Annotated in this window: 22 protein-coding genes and 1 tRNA gene; 14 read left to right on the top strand and 9 right to left on the bottom strand. The window is 71.8% G+C overall.

The annotated features are described in order from the left end of the window. Window positions 1-9 precede the first annotated feature (9 nt). The 3 genes from KAF39_RS01775 to KAF39_RS01765 all read right to left on the bottom strand — a co-directional run bounded on the left by KAF39_RS01775 (window position 10) and on the right by KAF39_RS01765 (window position 1184). Window positions 10-348, bottom strand: coding sequence for an ATP-dependent DNA ligase (locus KAF39_RS01775; RefSeq protein WP_210675683.1), 339 nt, complete (start codon window positions 346-348; stop codon window positions 10-12). Window positions 349-494: 146 nt separating this feature from the next. After that, the gene (gene soxR / locus KAF39_RS01770; RefSeq protein WP_210675682.1) at window positions 495-929 is read right to left on the bottom strand and encodes a redox-sensitive transcriptional activator SoxR; all 435 of its coding nucleotides are present in this window, start codon (window positions 927-929) and stop codon (window positions 495-497) included. Between the two features lie 48 nt (window positions 930-977). Further along, the gene (locus tag KAF39_RS01765; protein ID WP_210675681.1) at window positions 978-1184 is read right to left on the bottom strand and encodes a hypothetical protein; all 207 of its coding nucleotides are present in this window, start codon (window positions 1182-1184) and stop codon (window positions 978-980) included. Between the two features lie 251 nt (window positions 1185-1435). Here KAF39_RS01765 and KAF39_RS01760 point away from each other — a divergent pair, with 251 nt between their 5' ends. The 3 genes from KAF39_RS01760 to KAF39_RS01750 all read left to right on the top strand — a co-directional run bounded on the left by KAF39_RS01760 (window position 1436) and on the right by KAF39_RS01750 (window position 3457). Beyond that, window positions 1436-2761, top strand: a complete 1326-nt coding sequence (locus KAF39_RS01760) for an NAD(P)/FAD-dependent oxidoreductase (protein ID WP_210677908.1) — start codon at window positions 1436-1438, stop codon at window positions 2759-2761. A gap of 106 nt (window positions 2762-2867) precedes the next feature. Beyond that, entirely contained in the window at window positions 2868-3032 is a 165-nt protein-coding gene (locus tag KAF39_RS01755) for a hypothetical protein (RefSeq protein ID WP_210675680.1), read from the top strand. Window positions 3033-3088: 56 nt separating this feature from the next. After that, window positions 3089-3457, top strand: a complete 369-nt coding sequence (locus tag KAF39_RS01750) for a hypothetical protein (protein WP_210675679.1) — start codon at window positions 3089-3091, stop codon at window positions 3455-3457. Here KAF39_RS01750 and KAF39_RS01745 read toward each other — a convergent pair. Next, window positions 3391-4272, bottom strand: a complete 882-nt coding sequence (locus KAF39_RS01745) for a cytochrome c oxidase assembly protein (protein ID WP_307805009.1) — start codon at window positions 4270-4272, stop codon at window positions 3391-3393. The two genes, KAF39_RS01750 and KAF39_RS01745, sit on opposite strands and share 67 nt — an antisense overlap. A gap of 5 nt (window positions 4273-4277) precedes the next feature. After that, window positions 4278-4739: a DUF2243 domain-containing protein gene (locus KAF39_RS01740; protein ID WP_210675678.1), complete on the bottom strand. Its 462-nt coding sequence runs from the start codon at window positions 4737-4739 to the stop codon at window positions 4278-4280. 123 nt (window positions 4740-4862) lie between these two features. Here KAF39_RS01740 and KAF39_RS01735 point away from each other — a divergent pair, with 123 nt between their 5' ends. The 4 genes from KAF39_RS01735 to KAF39_RS01720 are packed head-to-tail and all read left to right on the top strand — an operon-like array spanning window position 4863 to window position 8740. After that, window positions 4863-6590: an MDR family MFS transporter gene (locus KAF39_RS01735; RefSeq protein ID WP_210675677.1), complete on the top strand. Its 1728-nt coding sequence runs from the start codon at window positions 4863-4865 to the stop codon at window positions 6588-6590. A 1-nt stretch (window position 6591) separates the two neighbouring features. Beyond that, window positions 6592-7047 carry a MarR family winged helix-turn-helix transcriptional regulator gene (locus KAF39_RS01730; protein WP_210675676.1) on the top strand — a complete coding sequence of 152 codons (456 nt, stop codon included), beginning with the start codon at window positions 6592-6594 and terminating at the stop codon, window positions 7045-7047. 52 nt (window positions 7048-7099) lie between these two features. After that, window positions 7100-7591 (top strand): MarR family winged helix-turn-helix transcriptional regulator, encoded by a 492-nt coding sequence (locus tag KAF39_RS01725; protein WP_210675675.1) that lies wholly within the window; start codon window positions 7100-7102, stop codon window positions 7589-7591. A gap of 60 nt (window positions 7592-7651) precedes the next feature. Next, window positions 7652-8740, top strand: coding sequence for an alkene reductase (locus KAF39_RS01720; protein WP_210675674.1), 1089 nt, complete (start codon window positions 7652-7654; stop codon window positions 8738-8740). A gap of 17 nt (window positions 8741-8757) precedes the next feature. Here KAF39_RS01720 and KAF39_RS01715 read toward each other — a convergent pair whose 3' ends face one another. Further along, window positions 8758-9543, bottom strand: a complete 786-nt coding sequence (locus tag KAF39_RS01715; RefSeq protein WP_210675673.1) for a DNA/RNA non-specific endonuclease — start codon at window positions 9541-9543, stop codon at window positions 8758-8760. Window positions 9544-9580: 37 nt separating this feature from the next. After that, window positions 9581-10270 (bottom strand): DedA family protein, encoded by a 690-nt coding sequence (locus tag KAF39_RS01710; protein WP_210675672.1) that lies wholly within the window; start codon window positions 10268-10270, stop codon window positions 9581-9583. Window positions 10271-10461: 191 nt separating this feature from the next. Between KAF39_RS01710 and KAF39_RS01705 the strand changes: the two genes are divergently transcribed. From KAF39_RS01705 to KAF39_RS01685, 5 genes are all read left to right on the top strand, one after another. Continuing rightward, window positions 10462-10611 (top strand): hypothetical protein, encoded by a 150-nt coding sequence (locus KAF39_RS01705; RefSeq protein WP_210675671.1) that lies wholly within the window; start codon window positions 10462-10464, stop codon window positions 10609-10611. Between the two features lie 51 nt (window positions 10612-10662). Continuing rightward, a complete protein-coding gene (locus tag KAF39_RS01700; protein WP_210675670.1) occupies window positions 10663-12015 on the top strand; it encodes an aminotransferase class I/II-fold pyridoxal phosphate-dependent enzyme in 1353 nt (450 codons plus the stop codon). Beyond that, complete coding sequence (locus tag KAF39_RS01695; protein ID WP_210675669.1) at window positions 12012-13259, top strand: aminotransferase class I/II-fold pyridoxal phosphate-dependent enzyme; 1248 nt, start codon at window positions 12012-12014, stop codon at window positions 13257-13259. Before KAF39_RS01700 ends, KAF39_RS01695 begins: the two co-directional genes overlap by 4 nt. A 13-nt stretch (window positions 13260-13272) precedes the next feature. Next, window positions 13273-13343 (top strand) — tRNA-Cys (locus KAF39_RS01690). A gap of 46 nt (window positions 13344-13389) precedes the next feature. Then, on the top strand, window positions 13390-14502 hold the full coding sequence (locus KAF39_RS01685; RefSeq protein WP_210675668.1) for a DegT/DnrJ/EryC1/StrS aminotransferase family protein: 1113 nt from the start codon (window positions 13390-13392) through the stop codon (window positions 14500-14502). A 2-nt stretch (window positions 14503-14504) separates the two neighbouring features. Here KAF39_RS01685 and KAF39_RS01680 read toward each other — a convergent pair whose 3' ends face one another. Then, a complete protein-coding gene (locus tag KAF39_RS01680; RefSeq protein WP_210675667.1) occupies window positions 14505-15356 on the bottom strand; it encodes an AraC family transcriptional regulator in 852 nt (283 codons plus the stop codon). A gap of 120 nt (window positions 15357-15476) precedes the next feature. Here KAF39_RS01680 and KAF39_RS01675 point away from each other — a divergent pair, with 120 nt between their 5' ends. Then, window positions 15477-16022, top strand: a complete 546-nt coding sequence (locus KAF39_RS01675; protein WP_210675666.1) for a carboxymuconolactone decarboxylase family protein — start codon at window positions 15477-15479, stop codon at window positions 16020-16022. Window positions 16023-16089: 67 nt separating this feature from the next. Here the strand turns inward: KAF39_RS01675 and KAF39_RS01670 are convergent, their stop codons facing one another. Further along, window positions 16090-16803: a glutamine amidotransferase gene (locus KAF39_RS01670; RefSeq protein WP_210675665.1), complete on the bottom strand. Its 714-nt coding sequence runs from the start codon at window positions 16801-16803 to the stop codon at window positions 16090-16092. Between the two features lie 26 nt (window positions 16804-16829). On the opposite strand from KAF39_RS01670, the gene KAF39_RS01665 reads away from it, so the two are divergent. After that, complete coding sequence (locus KAF39_RS01665) at window positions 16830-17612, top strand: YggS family pyridoxal phosphate-dependent enzyme (protein ID WP_210675664.1); 783 nt, start codon at window positions 16830-16832, stop codon at window positions 17610-17612. The last annotated feature ends 5 nt before the right edge of the window (window positions 17613-17617 follow it).

The raw sequence follows: 17617 nt of genomic DNA, 5'->3' as shown, positions 1-17617 counted from the left end.
CGATCGTCGTCAGGCGGTCATGTCGGCGAGCTGCCGGGAGGCCGCGCTCGTCCCCTCCGGCTCCGGCACGAGGTACAGGCCGGTCGGCGTGTTCGCGGTGTACGACAGCGCCTCCACCCACTGCCGGTTGATGGCCGGCGGACGGCTGCCGGCGAACTTGAACACGATGTTCGAGTGCGCGTGCACCCAGACCGTCGTCCGGCCGCCGCCGATGGAGGCGTCTTCCTTCCACGAGAACGGGAGCGGCTCGCCGCGGCGGAGCTTGGTGGTCATGACGAGCTGGATGTGCGTGAGAGCGCGGTCCTCGATCTCGATCTTCGGACCGCCTTCATAGATGAACTTGCCCATCGGATGGATCCTTCGTTCCATCTCCACAGGAACCTGGTGCCAAGAGGCGCAACCATGCTGATCGCTGGTGGGGATGGGTCCACGGTCCCACCGTTCGACGGTTCCCGACACCCCCTTGACGTGGCGGCCGTGACAGGCATCCCGGGTCAGATGCGGCGGGGGCCCGGGCCGCTCTCGCCGAGGGCGTCCTCGGGGTTCAGCAGCCGGCACGCCTTCATCGACAGGCAGCCGCAGCCGATGCAGCCGGCGAGATCACGTTGCAGATGCTCGAGCTGGGTGCGGCGCTCCTCCAGCTCAGCGCGCCAGCGTTTGGCGACGCGGCGCCAGTCGCCGTGCGAGGGCGGGGCGTCGACCGGCAGTGTCTCGAAGATCTCCTGCACCTCGCTGAGCGGGATCCCGATGCGCTTCGCCACGACGATGATCGAGATCCGCCGCAGCATGTGGCGGCGGTACCGCCGCTGGTTCCCCGGCGTGCGGGTGGAGGCGATCAGTCCGAGCTGCTCGTAGAAGTGCAGCGCCGACGGCGCCACTCCCGTGCGCCGGGTGACCTCGCCGATCGGGAGGAGGTCCTCCGGTTCCATCCGCGCTGTCCCTTCGTCGACCTCAACAATAGTTGAGGGACGAGCGGGTCAGCGCGAGGTGGGCGGGAGCTTGTCGACGCCGTGGCGGTTCGGCTTGTCCGGCTCCGCTGCGGTCTCCGGCGTCGCGTGCGCGGGCCCGGTCGGGGCGTCCGAGGTGGGGTAGTGCGGCTCGTCGATCTCGACGGCCTTGTCCCGCTCGTCCGCCGGGGGCAGGTGGTCCAGGGGCTGCTTGATGTCGTCGGGGTGGTGGCTCATGAGTCCAGGGTCCGCGGTTCCGCGGGTGCCGCCCAGGGGGTTGTCATCCCGCCGGACCTGTGGTCCACGGGTGCGCCCGCGAACCCGGCGTCGTCCGCTCGGCGACGGTCGCGGCGGAGATGCGGGGCATGTCGCCATCATCCCGTTCGCCGCGTCGGGGCAGCGCCAGCGGCCCTGCGGCCCTGTCGGTGTCCGTCCTGCTCGGCTATCGTTCGGGGCACGGCCCCACGGCGGGCGACGAGGAGGAGCGCATGGAGCAGGTCGACACGGTGGTCGTCGGAGCCGGGGTCGCGGGGCTGACCGTGGCGCGGCTGCTGCAGGACGCCGGGCGCACGGTGATCGTGCTCGAGGCGCGGGACCGTGTCGGCGGCCGCGTGCACACCGACCGCAGCGACGGTGTCGTCGACCTCGGCGCGTCCTGGATCCACGGCGTCGACGGGAGTCCGGTGGCGGCGGCCGCGGAGGCGTTCGGCATGCGGACGCAGGAGTTCACCGTCGGCGGCTACCAAGTGGACAGCCGCCCGATCGCGTCCCACGGCCCGGACGGCCGGCGGCTCTCCCCGGAGGAGGCCCGGGCGTTCGCGGACGATGTGCATGCGGTGGATGCGGCGCTCCCCGCGGTGATCGCCGCCTCGGCTCCGGAGGCCTCGTACCGCGACGTCACGGAGGAGGCACTGGCGACGCAGGGCTGGAGTGCCGACCGCACCCAGCGGGTGCGCGAGTATCTGGAGCATCGCGCGGAGGAGCAGTACGGCGCGTGGATCGAGGATCTCGCGGCGCACGGCCTCGACGACGACGCGATCGAGGGGGACGAGGTCGTCTTCCCCGACGGCTACGGCGTGCTTCCGGAGCGACTCGCCGAGGGGCTCGACGTCCGGCTGGAGCAGATCGTCACGCGCGTCGACTGGAGCGAGGACGGCGTCTGGGTGCGCACTCCGCGCGGAGACGTGATGGCGGACTCGGCGGTCGTGACGGTGCCGGTGGGGGTGCTGCACGCGGGCATCCTGGAGATCGTCCCGCCGTTGCCCGCCGTGAACGCCGCGGCGCTGGGACGACTGCGGATGAACGCGTTCGAGAAGGTGTTCCTCCGCTTCCCTGAGCGGTTCTGGGGCGACGGCGTGTACGCCATCCGGCAGCAGGGACCGGAGGCCCGATGGTGGCACTCCTGGTACGACCTCACGCCGCTGCACGACGATCCCCTCCTGCTCACCTTCGCCGCGGGTCCGGCGGCGGTGGCGACGCGGGACTGGAGCGACGCGGAGGTGCAGGAGTCGATCATGCGGCAGCTCCGACGGCTGTACGGCGACGGCATCCCGGAGCCGACGCGTCTGCACCGCACCGCCTGGCAGGACGATCCGTTCGCGCACGGCTCGTACGCCTACATGACCGTGGGGTCGGCCACCTCCGACCATGACGACCTCGCGGCGCCCATCGGCGGCGTCCTGCACCTTGCGGGCGAGGCGACGTGGACCGACGACCCGGCGACCGTGCCGGCGGCGATGCTCTCCGGCCATCGTGCCGCTGAACGCATCCTCGGACGAGCCGTGCCGATCGAACGGCTCTGGGTGCAGGGCTGATCCGCCGGGGCGGCGGCAGTGTGGTCGTCGGCGCGCCTGCGGTCAACCCCCTGAGGGGCGCCCGGGCGTGCGGCTACGGTCGTCGGACCGAACAGAGGAGGACGACATGAGCGATCCCCAGAACACGCAGGGCACGCCCGGCGCCGACGAAGAGGCCGACACGGCCTCCGGTGGCGCTCCGGACGACAGCGGCGAGAGCACGGAGGACGTGCTCGAGCGCGAGACGACGGACGACGAGGGCAAGCCCCTCGAGAACCCGTCCGGCGGCTGACCGCCGCACCGCCCGGGGGTCAGCCGCGGTCCAGGCGCCGCGGCTACCCTCGGGGCATGCGCCGAATCGTCCTCGTCCCCCTGCTGCTCTCCGTCGGCCTCCTCGCGGGGTGCGCCCAGGTCACCCAGGTCGCGGGCGACGCGTTCGGGGTTCCTGTCGCGGAGACCTGCGCGACGATCGACGACGCCTACGCGCAGTACCAGGCCCTCCTGACCCAGGGCGACGTGTCGGCGGAACAGCTCGACGCCGCCCGTGACGACCTCGTCGCAACCCTCGACGGCGTGGCCGAGGGGATGGACGGACAGCTCGGCGACCTCATCCGCTCCGGCGCCGATCAGCTCAGCGGCATGACCGACCTTCAGGCGCCGGAGGCCGTCGAGGCGATCGAGCGCCTCCACGACGGGCTCTCCTCGTTCTGCGGTTGAGCGGAGTCCCGCGGTCGCGTCGCCACGTACCACTGCCGGAGCAGCAGCACGATCAGCAGCACGTCGACGGCGTCACCGGCGGAGAACATCAGTTCCGCGCCGATCCGCGCGTCGGCCACCGGGACCCCGGCGGGCGGGTGTGCCCACAGCCACTTGGCGAGGATCGAGTGCGCGGCGATGAAGACGATGAGGACGGACGCCCGTACGGTGACGGAGGCTCGATGCGGATCGGGATCGAGGCCGAGGATGCTCGCGGTGAACAGGTACCCGGTCAGCAGCACGTGCAGGTGCACCGCAGCATGCAGCCACGGTGAGGCGTGCATGAGGGGGAACAGCGGCGTGGCGTAGAGGAGCCACAACCCGCCGATGTTGAGGGTACCCGCGATCACCGGGTGTGTGAGTGTCCGGACCGGGCCGCAGCGGAGCAGCCGGGAGAGCATGCGCGCCCTGGCGACGGGAAGGGCGCGGAGGGCCAGGGAGACGGGATGCCCGAGCACGAGGAGGAGCGGGGCCAGCATGCCCACGAGCACGTGGCCGGCCATGTGCACCGGAAAGCTGCTGTGGGCCAGGGCGGCGAACGGTCCGACGGTGCCGACCGCGGCGCACAGCAGGCCGCTCATCCAGGCGGCCGTCCGTGGCCGCGGCCAGGGGCTGCGGTCGCGGGTCCGCCGCAGCGCGACGAGATACAGCACGGCGCCGCAGAGGAGGAGGACGAGGGCGAGGAAGGGGAGGACGTCGATGCCCCCGCTCGTCGCGTCCGCATCGAGGTCCGGAAGCCGGGGCGGGTCGTCGTGCCCGTCGTGTCCGTCGTGCACGGCTGTCACCCCCTCGGGGCCGGTCGGGTCCGCCACACCGTGAGGGCTCCGGCAGCGAGCAGCACGACGGCCGACACGATCCAGACGGTGTCGTAGAGCACGAGGTCGACGCCGTAGCGGATCTGGTGGATGCGCAGGAGCTTGTGGTCGACGACGCCGTCGAAGAGCTGGAAGAACCCGACCCCGGCGATCACCGCGCCGGTCCATCGCGCCCAGCGCACGGGCCTCCGCCGGCGGACGTCGGCGAGGAGGAAGGCGCCGAAGATCGTGAGGAACCAGCCGAACGCATGGAAGAAGCCGTCGGAGACGAGGGCGACGTCGGAGGTCGACAGATCGTAGAAGTGGTGCCAGTGCAGCACGAGGTGGAAGACGAAGAGGTCGATCATCGAGGCGGCGATCCCGCATCCGAAAAGGAAGCCCGACACCAGCAGGCGCCGGTCGGGGCGGGGCGTGGAGGCGGTGGTCATGGGGTCAGGGTCGGTCGGTGCGAAGCGCGCGGCGACACCCTTGACCGCGTCCTCGGCGTGCGGTATCCGCGATAGTTGCGAAACCGCAACTATCGGCGTATGGTTGATCTCGATCAACTTTCTATGCAGGAGCATTCCCCCGTGACACACACCTCATCCACCTCCGAGACCACGCGCTCGGCCCGCGAGGTCTTCACCGCGATCTCCGGCCTCATCGTCGGCATGTTCGTCGCCGTGCTCTCCGGCACGGTCGTCTCGACCTCGATGCCCGTCATCATCGCCGACCTCGGCGGCACCCAGTCCCAGTACACCTGGGTCATCACCGCGAGCCTCCTCGCGACCGCGGTCTCGACCCCGATCTGGGGCAAGCTCGCCGACCTCGTCGACCGCAAGGTCCTCATCCAGATCTCGCTGATCCTCTTCACGGTCGGCACCGTCATCGCCGGCTTCTCGACCGACACCAACATGCTCATCGCCGTCCGCGTCGTGCAGGGCATCGGTGTCGGCGGCCTGATGTCGCTCGTCATGATCGCCGTGGCGCTCATCATCTCCCCGCGCGAGCGCGGCAAGTACATGGGTGTCGTCGGCGGGATCATGGCCCTCGGCACGATCGGCGGCCCGCTGCTGGGCGGCGTCATCACCGACGCCTGGGGCTGGCGCGCCAACTTCTTCGTCGGCGTCCCGTTCGCCATCGTCGCGCTCGTGCTGCTGCAGTTCACGCTGCACCTGCCCAAGCCGCAGCGCGACACCAAGGTCTCCATCGACTACTTCGGCATCGTCCTCCTCGCCGTCGGCGTCTCGACCCTGCTGATCTGGGTCTCCATGGGCGGCAACCAGTTCGACTGGGACTCCGGCACGAGCATCGCGCTCGCCGTGACCGCGGGCGTGGCGATCGCCGGGTTCATCGCCGTCGAGTTCTTCGTGAAAGAGCCGATCGTCCCGATGTCGCTGTTCCGCAACCGTACCTTCACGCTCTCGGTCGTCGCCTCGATCGCGATCGGCGTCTCGATGTTCGCGACCTCGGTCTTCCTCGCCCAATACTTCCAGCTGGCCCGCGGCGCCACGCCCACCGAGTCCGGTCTGATGACGATCCCGATGATCATCGGTCAGATGGGCGCGTCCATCATCATCGGCCAGCTCGTCAGCCGCTTCGGCAAGTGGAAGGGCTGGATGATCACCGGCTCGATCCTCGCCACCATCGGCGTGAGCCTGATGGCGACGCTCCGCTACGACACGCCCTTCACCCTGGTCGCGGTCTACATGTTCGTCCTCGGCGCGGGGCTCGGCATGGTGATGCAGAACCTCACGCTCATCGTGCAGAACGACACCGCGCCGCAGCAGCTGGGCGCCGCCTCCTCGAACGTCAACTTCTTCCGGACGATCGCCGGCACCATCGGCGTCACCGTCATGGGGTCGCTGCTGTCGACCAGCGTCGCCGACTTCATGAAGGACGGCCTGAAGGGCTTCGTCCCCACGACTCCGGACGAGGTCACCGCCCTCGAACGGCTCGGATCCGGTGACGTGCCGAAGGTGGGCGAGCTGCCCGACACGATCCGCACGATCGTGGAGAGCGCCTACGGGCACGGCATCGCCGACGCGTTCATCCTCGCGATCCCGCTGGCCGTGATCGCGATCATCGCGATCGCGTTCATCAAGAACAAGCCGCTCTCCACCAAGAACGCCGCGGAGCAGCTGCGCGAGCAGGCCGAGGAGTCGGTGATCGAGGTCTCCGAGGCCGAGGTCGGCGCCCACCTGTCGACCGGCACGATCCGCACCGGGCAGGCCGAGCCGGCCGCCACGACGGGCACGGTCCGCGTGCTCGAGCGCGAGGATCGGAAGCAGGAGAGCTGACATGAGCGCGTCCGAGGCGGTCGGCACGCCCGACGTCGACACCGCCCTCAGCGACCTCCAGGCGCACCTCAACCTCATCTTCGCGCGGACCCGGTCGCTCTGGAAGGAATCGGCGTCCCGGGTCCACCCGGAGCTCCAGGTGGCGGGGTACAAGCTGCTCACGTTCATCGACCGGGCAGGCTCCGCCAATGCGCACGAGCTCGCCGAGCGCTTCGAGATGGACAAGTCGGTCGTCAGCCGCCAGGTGCGCATGCTGGAGGAGCTGGGACTGATCGCCGCGGTGCCGGACGAGCGCGACGGGCGGCTGCGGGTGCTCACCGCGACGCCCGCCGCGTGCACCGCGCTCACCGAGGTGCGTCGCGAGTACGGCTCCCGGCTCCGCACCGTGATCGACGAGCTCACGCCCGCCGAGATCGAGGCGGCGTCGAAGGTCTTCCGCCTCCTCTCCGAGATCTGAGGGCAGCCCCGCCGCCGCATCCGGCGGCGGGGCTGCGCCGTACACTGGCGACATGAGCGCCTCGACCGACGACCCCGCCGCTGACGGGGCCTCCGGCTCCGCCGACGGCGCGCCGATCGACGATCTGGACCACGCGATCTCCCGCGTCGAGCAGGAGCTCGGGCGCCTCTTCGCCCGCATCCGCGTCGGCTGGCGCGAGGCCGCCGTCACCGTGCACCCGGATCTGCAGCCTCTCGGGTACCAGGTCCTCACCTCGATCCTCGCGGGCAGGGCGACCACGGCCGGCGCGCTCATCGAGCGCCTGCAGACCGACAAGTCGGCCGTGAGCCGGCAGGTGCGGCAACTCGAACAGCTCGGTCTTGTCGAGAGCATCCCCGACCCGGAGGACCGGCGCGCGCGGGTGCTGGTCGCGACACCGCTGGCCGAGGAGCGGGTGGCGCTGGCCCGCTCCCGGTACGAGGGGCGCATCGGCGAACGTCTGCGCAAGTGGACCGCCGCCGACCTCGATCACTTCGCGAACCTCGTCGCCGACCTCGGTGGTTGATACACCGGAATACGGTCGATTCACGGGAATACAGTGGCGGGCGGCGTCCTTGGTCCTTCTGTGACTCTCTACGACTCCGCCGACTTCGGCTCGCTGCATCTGTCCAACCGCGTCGTGATGGCGCCGCTCACCCGTACGCGTGCGGACGCCGACGGTGTGCCGACCGCCATCATCGAGGAGTACTACCGCCAGCGCGCGGGGCAGGGGCTGATCATCTCGGAGGGCGTCTGGCCGGTCCTCGAGGGCAAGTCGTATCCCGGCCAGCCGGGGATCGTCACGCCCGCGCAGATCGACGGCTGGCGACGCGTGGCCGGCGCCGTGCACGCCGAGGGCGGCACGATCGTGATGCAGCTCATGCACGGCGGGCGCGTCGGGCACCCGGACATCTCGGGGGAGCCCCGTGTCGTCGGCCCCAGCGCCCTCGCCGCCCCCGGCCAGACACGGACGCCTCGCGGCAAGGCCGACCTCCCGGTCGCCCACGCCCTCACCCTCGACGAAATCCCCGAGGTTGTCGAGCAGTTCGTCCAGGCTGCCCGCAACGCGATCGCGGCGGGCTTCGACGGCGTCGAGGTGCACGGCGCCAACGGCTACCTCGTGCACGAGTTCCTGTCGCCGGTGTCCAACATCCGCGACGACCGGTACGGCGGCTCGCCGGAGAACCGCGCGCGCTTCGCGATCGAGGTCACGACCGCCGTCGCGGCGGCCGTGGGGGCCGACCGCACCGGCATCCGTCTCTCGCCCGCGCACGGGATCCAGGGCGTGATCGAGGACGACGCGGCCGATGTGCTGTCCACCTACACGGCCCTCGCCGAGGGCTTGGCTCCGCTGGGGCTCGCCTTCGTCGACGTGCTGCACCCCGAGCCGGCCGGAGACCTCGTGCAGGCCATCCGCCGGGCTGCGGGCGCTCCGCTGATCGTCAACACCGGCTTCGGCGTCGAGACCACCCGCGCCGCCGCCGAGGAGCTCGTGGCCGAGGACTGGGCCGATGCGGTCGCCGCCGGGCGTCCCGTCATCGCCAACCCCGACCTCGTCGAGCGGTGGCGGACCGGGGCCGAGCTGAACGAGCCGCGCCCGGAGCTGTTCTACGGCTCGACCGCCGAGGGCTACATCGACTACCCGTCGCTGGAGGTCGCGCGCGCCGGCGAGTGACGGGCGGCCCGCTGCACTCAGACGACGATGTCGTCGCCCAAGTGCAGCGGGCGCCATCCACTCTCGCGGAGCCCGCGTCGGGCGAGCACATCGGCAGCGGGCAGGGGGCCGAGGTCGATCCCGGTGAGGGCGGCGACCTCGGAGACGGGCACCTGGAAGGTGCGAAAGGCGCTGAGTGACGTGATCGCGAGGGCGCCGGCCAGGTCGTCCACGAGAGCGGACTGGTCGAGGACGAACGCGGCGGCGGCGAGCTCGTCCGCCTCGCGCCACGCGGCGATCTTCCAGTACCGCACCGGGATGCGGATGCCGCGATACGGCGGATCGGTGTCCGCGAGCACGGGCGCGGTGAACACCGACACGCGTTGCGCGGTGGCCTCGGCGTAGGTGAGCACGTGATCCTCGAGGCCGAGCCAGAGGTCCTTCGACTGGTTGAAGACCGCCGCCTGCGGCGCGGCGTTCGGGTAGGTGAAGGTCGCTTCCGCAGCGGCGCGGGCGTCGGCGGGCTCGCCCCATCCCGGGTCGCGGCGGCGGACGAGGTGTCCGCGGTCGAGATCGTTCCGGGCGTACGCCGCCGGACCCGTCTGCTCGTCGGCGGTCACCCGGGGATCGAGGCGCCATTCGCCGGTGCGGGGCAGCTCCCGCAGGCGGGCGCCGTCGATCGTGACGGCGGTCACCGCGGCGAGGCGCCGCGCCGGGTCGAGCAGGACCGTGAACCGTGGGGACGGCAACGTACGCACCGGCATCGGCGGCACGGGAAGCGGGAGCGGGATGCCGAGGAAACCGGGGTCGTAGCCGTCCGTCATGCCCCCATCGTGCCCCGTCCCGCCGACATCGGGGGCCTCAGGCCGGGCCGTTGTCCTCCGCGCGTCGGGCGGCCGCCTCCCGCATGCGGCGGCGGATGCGGAGGGCGATGAAGACGAGCAGCAGCAGGATCAGCACGCCGACGACGACATCGGAGATCACGCCGCTCCACTGCTCGAGGATCGGGCGGATGGCGGGGCCGAAGGCGAAGCCCAGGCCGATCCAGATGCCGTTCCAGACCGCCGAGCCGACGAGCGTGTACAGCGTGAACTTCCACAGCGCCATGCGCTCGATGCCGGCGGGGATCGAGATGAAGGAGCGCACCAGGGGCACGCAGCGGCCGAACAGCACGGCGCCGCCGCCCCAGCGGGCGAAGAACGCCTCCGCCTTGTCGAAGTCGTCGTGGTCGAGGAGCGGGATGCGTCCGACGATGCGCCGTGTGCGGTCCCGGCCGACGGCGGCGCCGAGCCCGTACCAGATCCATGCGCCGACGAGCCCGCCGAGGGTCGCCGCGGCCCATGCCCCCCACGCGTTCATGCGCCCGTCGTACGCGAGGAATCCCGCCGCGGGGAGGATCGCCTCCGAGGGGATCGGCGGGACGAAGGTCTCGATGAGCACGGCGAGACCGACACCGACCTCGCCGAGCGTCTCGATCAGGCTGAGCACCCAGCCGATGAATCCGTCATAGCCGGGGGCGGAAGCGGCGAGTGGCAGGGTGCCGGGGGTCATCGTGTCCTCTGTCGGGGGATCGCGGTGATCGGTCGGAGTGCGCGGGTCCGTGAGGGGGCGCGCGCCCCTGCACGCTATCGCCCCTCCCTGGGTCTCGCCTGCGTGCGGGGCCGGGGGAGGGGATTGTCAAGCCACTCGCGGGCCGGCCGGTCCTCCTCGATGCTGAGGGTCCCACCAACCGAGGAGGCAGCATGAGCGATCCGCGACAGGACGAGACGACTGGTTTCGACGGGGAGCCGCCGACGGCCACGAACGGAGAGGGCGACGCCCCCGAGGTCGACGTCACCGACCTGGAGCCGGAAGAGGTCGAAGACGGCGTGGAGGTCGACGACCGCCCCTGATCCCGGAGGGGACATTTTGACATAGGCCAAAATGTCCCCTACCGTCGGAGCATGGGCAGCGCAGAGGACACGGGCGGCGAGACGGACGCGATCAGCGGGATCACCGCCGCGGAGATCTCGGAGAGCGTGCGCGACCTCGTCGAACGCGGCACGCTCGTGGCGGGAGACCGGCTGCCGCCCGTCCGCACCCTCGCCGAACGGCTCGGCGTCAACCGCAACACGGTGCTCGCCGCGTACCGCGCACTCGTCACCGCCCGCATCGCGACCACGGGCGGGCGCACCGGGACGACGGTGCTCGGCCCGGCAGCGACCCCCGACGAGGGCTTCACGCCCGGTACGGCGCTGCGCGACGTCGGCAGCGGCAACCCGCAGGCCGCGCTCCTTCCCGACCTCTCCGCCGCGCTCGCGGCGGTGCAGCCCGCCCCGGTGCTGTACGGCGAGTCCGTGATCGACCCCGGGCTCGCGGAGTGGGCCACCCGGTGGATCTCCGAGGACCAGGCGCGGCCGTTCCGGCTGTCCGTCACGGCGGGGGCCGTCGATGCGGTGGAGCGTCTGCTCGCGCAGACCCTCGTGCACGGCGATCGCGTCGGACTCGAAGACCCCTGCTTCCTCTCCAGCATCCAGACCGCGCGTCTGGCGGGCTACGCGCCCGTCGCCATTCCCGTCGACGACGAGGGGATGACGCCCGACGGCGTGCGCGACGCGCTGGACGCCGGGGTGCGGGCGATCGTCTGCACGCCCCGGGCGCACAACCCCACCGGCGCCAGTATCACGCCCGCCCGCGCGGCGGCGCTGCGGGAGATCCTCGCGCCGCATCCGCACGTCCTGGTGATCGAGGACGACCACTTCTCGCTGCTCGCCCCGACCCCGTACGCCAGCATCATCGGACCCGCGCACGAGCGGTGGGCGCTGGTGCGCTCGGTATCGAAGTTCCTCGGTCCGGACATGCGCCTGGCCGTGACCGCGTCCGATCCCGTGACGGCCGAGCGACTCGCCCTGCGCCTCAGCCCTGGCACCATGTGGGTGAGCCACGTGATGCAGCAGCTCGCCGCGATCCTGCTGCGGGACCAGGAGGTCCACGGGCTCATCGCGGAGGCCGGGGCGCACTACGCGATGCGCAGCCGGTCGTTCGCCGCCCTGCTCTCCGCGCGCGGGCTGGACGTCCGCGCGGAGAGCGGCCTGAATGTGTGGGTGGACGTCCGCGACGAGGCGCCCGCCGTCTCCGCGCGGCTCGCGGAGCGAGGCTGGCTCGTGCGCCCGGGCTCCGAGTTCGCGCTCGAACCCGGGTCGGCCGGTGGCCGCCACCTGCGGCTCACGGTGCACGACCTCGACGACGCCGCGCTGCGCCGACTCGCGGACGACGTCGCCGCCTCCGCCGGTACGGCCGTCGAGGAGGAGGAATGATCGACCACGACAACCGCGCGCCCTTCCGGGTCGGACGCTCGTCGCGGCTGGACGGTGTGCTCTACGACCTGCGCGGTCCCGTCGCGGATCGGGCCGCCGAGCTCGAGTCGCGCGGAGAGAGCATCCTCCGCCTCAACATCGGCAACCCGGCGCCCTTCGGGTTCGAGGCGCCCCCGGTGATCGTCGATGCGCTGCGGGCGGCCCTCCCGCACGCGCACGGCTACTCCGAGTCGCCCGGTCTGCCGGAGACGCGGGAGGCCATCCGCGCGCACTACGCCGGTCGTCCGGGGTTCCCGACGATCGGGATCGAGGACGTGACGGTCGGCAACGGCGTGTCCGAGCTCGTGGGCCTCACCCTGCAGGCGCTCCTGGAACCCGGGGACGAGGTGCTCATCCCCAGCCCCGACTATCCGCTGTGGACCGCATCGACGGTGCTCGCCGGAGGAACCGCGGTGCACTACCCCTGCGTCGAGGAGGCAGGCTGGCTGCCTGACCTCGAGGCGATGGCCGCAGCGATCGGTCCGCGCACGGTGGCCATCGTCGTCATCACCCCGAACAATCCGACGGGGGCGGTGTACGACCGCGAGACGCTCACGGGGATCGCCGACCTCGCCCGCCGCCACGGGCTGCTGCTGCTCTCCGACGAGATCTACGACCGCGTCGTGTACCCCGGGTTCACGCACCTCTCCACGGCGCAGATCGCCCCGGACGTCCCCTGCGTCACCTTCGCCGGGCTCTCCAAGACGCATCGGGTCGCGGGATACCGCGCCGCCTGGGCTCTCACCACCGGCTTCACCCCGGACGACCCCTTCCTCTCCGGCGTGCGGCTGCTCGCCTCGATGCGCATGTGCGCGTCCGTGCCGGCGCAGCACGCGATCACCGCGGCGCTCCGCCACGACACGTCGCTCGACGCGCTCGTCGCCCCGGACGGACGACTGACCCGGCAGCGCGATGCGGCGACCGCGGCGCTCCGCGCCATCCCCGGCGTCGACGTCCAGGAGGCGGGCGGCGGGCTCTACCTGTTCCCGCGCCTCGACCCCGCCGTGCACGGCATCCGCGACGACGAGCGCCTGGTGCTCGACCTCCTCGACGCCGAGCGCATCCTGCTCGTGCACGGTCGCGCGTTCAACGGTCGCGACACCGACCACATCCGCATCGCCTTCCTGCCCGAGACCGACGTCCTCGTCGACGCGGTGCAGCGCTTCGGCAGGTTCCTGCAGGGATACTCCCCGCCGGGCCGCTGACGATCCCCGACCCGGTGGAGTGACCGAGTGGCCAGGTCGCGGTCCGCAAGACCGCGCACGCAGGTTCGATTCCTGCCTCCACCTCCGACCCGGCTCGCCCCGAGCCGTACCCGACGAAGGGCTTCCCTCCATGCACACGGACGTCATCCCGGCCGCCGCACCTCTCATCGGCGACGAGGAGGTGGCCGCCGTCGAACGGGTCCTTCGTAGCGGCATGCTCGCGCAAGGGCCCGAGGTGGCGGCGTTCGAAGACGAGTTCGCGGCGCAGTTCGTGGAGGGGCGTCCGACGGTCGCCGTGAACTCCGGGACGAGCGGCCAGCTGCTGGGGCTGCTCGCCGCCGGCGTCGGTCAGGGCGACGAGGTGATCGTGCCGTCGTTCACCTTCGCCGCGGTCGCGAACTCGGTGGTGCTGGCCGGCGCGACCCCGGTGTTCGTCGACATCGAGCCGACGCACTTCACGCTGGACCCGGAGCGGGTGCGCGACGCCGTCACCGCCCGCACGAGAGGCATCATGCCGGTGCACCTCTACGGGCATCCCTTCCTCGTGGACGGCATCGAGGAGGTCGCCGGGGAACACGGCCTCGACATCTACGAAGACGCCGCCCAGGCCCACGGCGCCGCGTGGCAGGGGCGGCCGGTGGGGACCATCGGCGTCTTCGGCATGTTCAGCCTGTATCCGACGAAGAACATGACGGCGATCGAGGGCGGCATGGTGTCGTGCGCCGATGAGCGCGTCGCACGCCGCGTCCGCCTGCTGCGCAATCAGGGCATGGAGACCCCCTACGCGAACGAGGTCGTCGGCTACAACAACCGGATGAGCGAGGTGCACGCCGCCGTCGGCCGGGTGCAGCTCCGCCGCGTCGCCGCGTGGACCCGGCAGCGGCAGGAGAACGCGGCGTTCCTCGATGCGGGGCTCGCCGGCATCGACGGCCTCACGGTACCCGCGGTCGCCGCGGGGGCCGTGCACGTATACCACCAGTACACCGTGCGCATCGCGGGTGGCGAGCGCGACCGGGTGCGGGAGGCCCTGCGCGACGAGCACGGCGTGGGGTCGGGTGTCTACTACCCGATCCCGAACCATCGGCTGCCGGCGCTCGCGCCCTTCGCTCCGGCCGGCGACCTGCCCGAGACCGAGCGCGCGGCGCAGGAGGTGCTGTCCCTCCCGGTCCACCCGTCGCTGAGCGCGGACCACCTCGAACGGATCGTGACCGGTGTCGCGGCCGTGATGGCGGCCGGCGGCTGAGCTCAGGCCGCGAGGCCGAGCCAGGCGCGCGGCGAGTGGCCGAGGCGCTGGGCGAAGGCGCGGGAGAACGCGGAGGCGCTCGCGTAGCCGAGGTCGGTGGCGACGGCGCTCACCGACAGGCCCGCGCGCAGCTGCTCTTGGGCGATCGTGAGCCGCCACTCCGTGAGGTAGTCGCCCGGTGCGCGCCCTACGACCTCTTTGAAGCGCGCCGCGAAGGCGCTGCGTGACATCGCGGCGGTCCGGGCGAGGGTGTCGAGGGTCCACGGGTCGCCTGGCGCCTCGTGCATCGCGACGAGAGCGGGCGCGAGGCGCTCGTCGGCCAGGCCGGGGAGCAGGCCGGGCGGCAGCGTGAGCTCTGCCGAGTGGTCGAGCATCCAGCGCAGGAGCTGGATGAGCACCACCTCGAACATGCGGTCCGCGAGCAGGGGGCGCCCGCAGCGGACGTTGTCGACCTCGGCGAAGAGCAGATCGAGGGCGGGGGCCAGCGTGGAGACCTCGTCGAGCGGAAGGACGACCACCGGCGGGAGCGTGCGAACGAGGGGATGCGTCGCGCCGCCGTCGAAGTCGATCGTCGCGCACGCGAAGTCGGACTCCTCGGTGGGGGCGTTGAGGAAGGTGTGGTCGAGCGGGCGAGGGAAGAACAGCAGGCTCGGTCGGGTGATCGTCTCCCGCTCGACGCGGCCGTCGGCGCGCTGATGCGTGACCTCCATCTCGCCGCGACGCAGCACGTGCAGGAACCCGTGGCCGGCGCTCGCCGCGAAGACCGTGGTCCCGCAGAGCGGACCGGTGTGGAAGAGGCGGCTGCGCACGCGGAAGCGATCGAGCAGGGGCGTGAGGCGGTCGAGAGGCGGCACTCCTCCATTCTCTGGACGATCTGTCATGAATGCAAGACCAAATGATGCGTATCGTACGTGCCGCCCCGCAAGACTGGAGGGGAAGCCGAACCCGGCCCGTCCGATATCGAAGGAGCACTCATGCCCAACGTCCCTCTCGTCGACCGCGAGACCGCCACCGGCCCCGTCAAGGACCAGCTCGAGCAGATCGGTTCCGCCTTCGGCGCCGTCCCCGCCATGTTCCGCGCGGTCGCCAACTCGCCCGCCGCCCTCACCAGCATGTGGAGCGCCTTCGGCGCCTACGGCGGGGGCACGCTGGGTGCTGCTCTGGGGGAGCAGATCGCCGTCGCCGTCGCGAACCGCAACTCGTGCGGCTACTGCCTGGCCGCGCACACGGCGCTCGGCCGGAAGGCCGGGCTGTCGAAGGAGGTCCTCGCGGAGGCGCAGGACGGCGCGTCGGACGACCCGCGCACGGCCGCGCTTCTGGCCTTCGCCCTCAAGCTCGTCGACGAGCGGGGTCAGGTGACCTCGGCCGACGTCGACGCTCTCCGCGCCCACGGCTGGACCGACGAGCAGATCGTCGAGACCATCGGCCAGGTCGCGCTGAACCTGTTCACGAACTACGTGAACATCGCGCTCGACGTGCCGATCGACTTCCCGACGGTGCCGCTGCGTCGCGCCGCCTGAGGCCAGGGGGAACGGAGGCCGGATTCGCTGGGGGTCCGGCCTCTTCCGCTGCCCGGGTGGTCCGCGTTCAGGTCTCGACCTCGTCCAGCCAGCGGTCGAGCACCGTGCGGGCGAGGCTCTCGAGGCGGGGACCGTACATCTGCGCCTCCTCGCGGATCGTGCGGGGATCGATGCCGTGGTGGTGCAGTTCGTGGGCATGGCCGATCAGCCAGCGCTCGATGGCCCGGTGGTCGGCCTCGAGGTGGAACTGGAGCGCGAGGGTGCGTCCGACCGCGAACGCCTGGTGGGGGAAGCCGGGGGTGCGGGCGAGCGAGTGCGCGCCGGAGGGGATCGCGAACTCGTCGCCGTGCCAGTGCAGCACCCGCTCGCCGTCGAGCGGCGCGAGCACAGAGTCCGTCCCCTCGGGGGTCAGCGCGAGCGGCGCGTAGCCGATCTCGACCGCCCCCGTCGGTCGCACGGGGGCGCCCAGCGCCTCGGCGAGGAGCTGGGCGCCCAGGCAGACGCCCAGCGTGGCCCCGCCGCGGGCGAGGCGCTCGGCGATGACGGCTTTCGAGGTGCGCAGGAAGGGGTACCGGTCGTCGTCGTACACCCCGATCGGCCCGCCGAGGACGACGAGGAGGTCGGTGGCGGCGATCCGGTCCGCGTCCAGCTCGTCGATGCCGGCGTCCAGCAGGGTGGTCTGGTAGCCGCGCTCCGTCAGCAGCGGGGCCAGGAGGCCGAGGTCTTCGAACGGGACGTGGCGCACGGCGATCGCGGTGCGGGGGACGCGCGGCGTGGTCATGGAGCCTCCTGCGGTATGTTTGACCTATGCCAAAAGTATCACAGGGTGACGGCGCCGGCGCAGACCGGTATCCGACCGCGTTCACTCCCGCCGACTTCCGGGCGAACGTCGCCGACGTCCGCGCCCGGATCGCCGCCGCCGCCCGCCGCGTCGGTCGTGATCCCGAGGCCGTGCGCCTCCTCCCCGTCAGCAAGACCGTCCCGACCGACCGGGTCCGCGTGGCCATCGGGGCGGGGATGCGGCGACTCGGGGAGAACAAGGTGCAGGAGGCGATGCGCAAGCACAGGGAGACGGCCGACCTCGACGTGGAGTGGTCCGTCATCGGGCACCTGCAGAGCAACAAGGCGCGGGACGTGGCGTCGTTCGCCGCCGAGTTCCAGGCGCTCGACCGCCTGAAGGTCGCGGAGGCGCTCGACCGGCGCCTCCAGGCCGCCGGCCGCAGCCTCGACGTGTACGTGCAGGTGAATACCTCCGCCGAGGAGTCCAAGTTCGGCATGCCGCCGGAAGAGCTGCCCGGTTTCCTCCGGGCGCTCCCCGCCTACGGCTCTCTCCGCGTGCGCGGCCTCATGACCCTCGCGCTGCTGACGCCCGACGAGGTGCGCGTGCGCGCCTGCTTCGCCCTCCTGCGCGACCTGCGGGACCGGGCGCGGGAGGAGACCCCCGAGCTCATCGGCGATGGCGAGCTGTCGATGGGGATGTCCGGCGACTACGAGATCGCGGTCGAGGAGGGGGCCACCTGCGTCCGCGTCGGTCAGGCGATCTTCGGTGCGCGCGCCGTCCCCGACAGCCACTACTGGCCGGAGGGCTGACGCGG

Origin of the sequence: Microbacterium sp. BLY, from assembly GCF_017939615.1 — a bacterium.
In the GTDB taxonomy this organism is placed as follows: domain Bacteria; phylum Actinomycetota; class Actinomycetes; order Actinomycetales; family Microbacteriaceae; genus Microbacterium.
The sequence above is the reverse complement of the archived record's forward strand: the minus strand, read 5'-3'. Positions and strand labels throughout refer to the sequence as shown.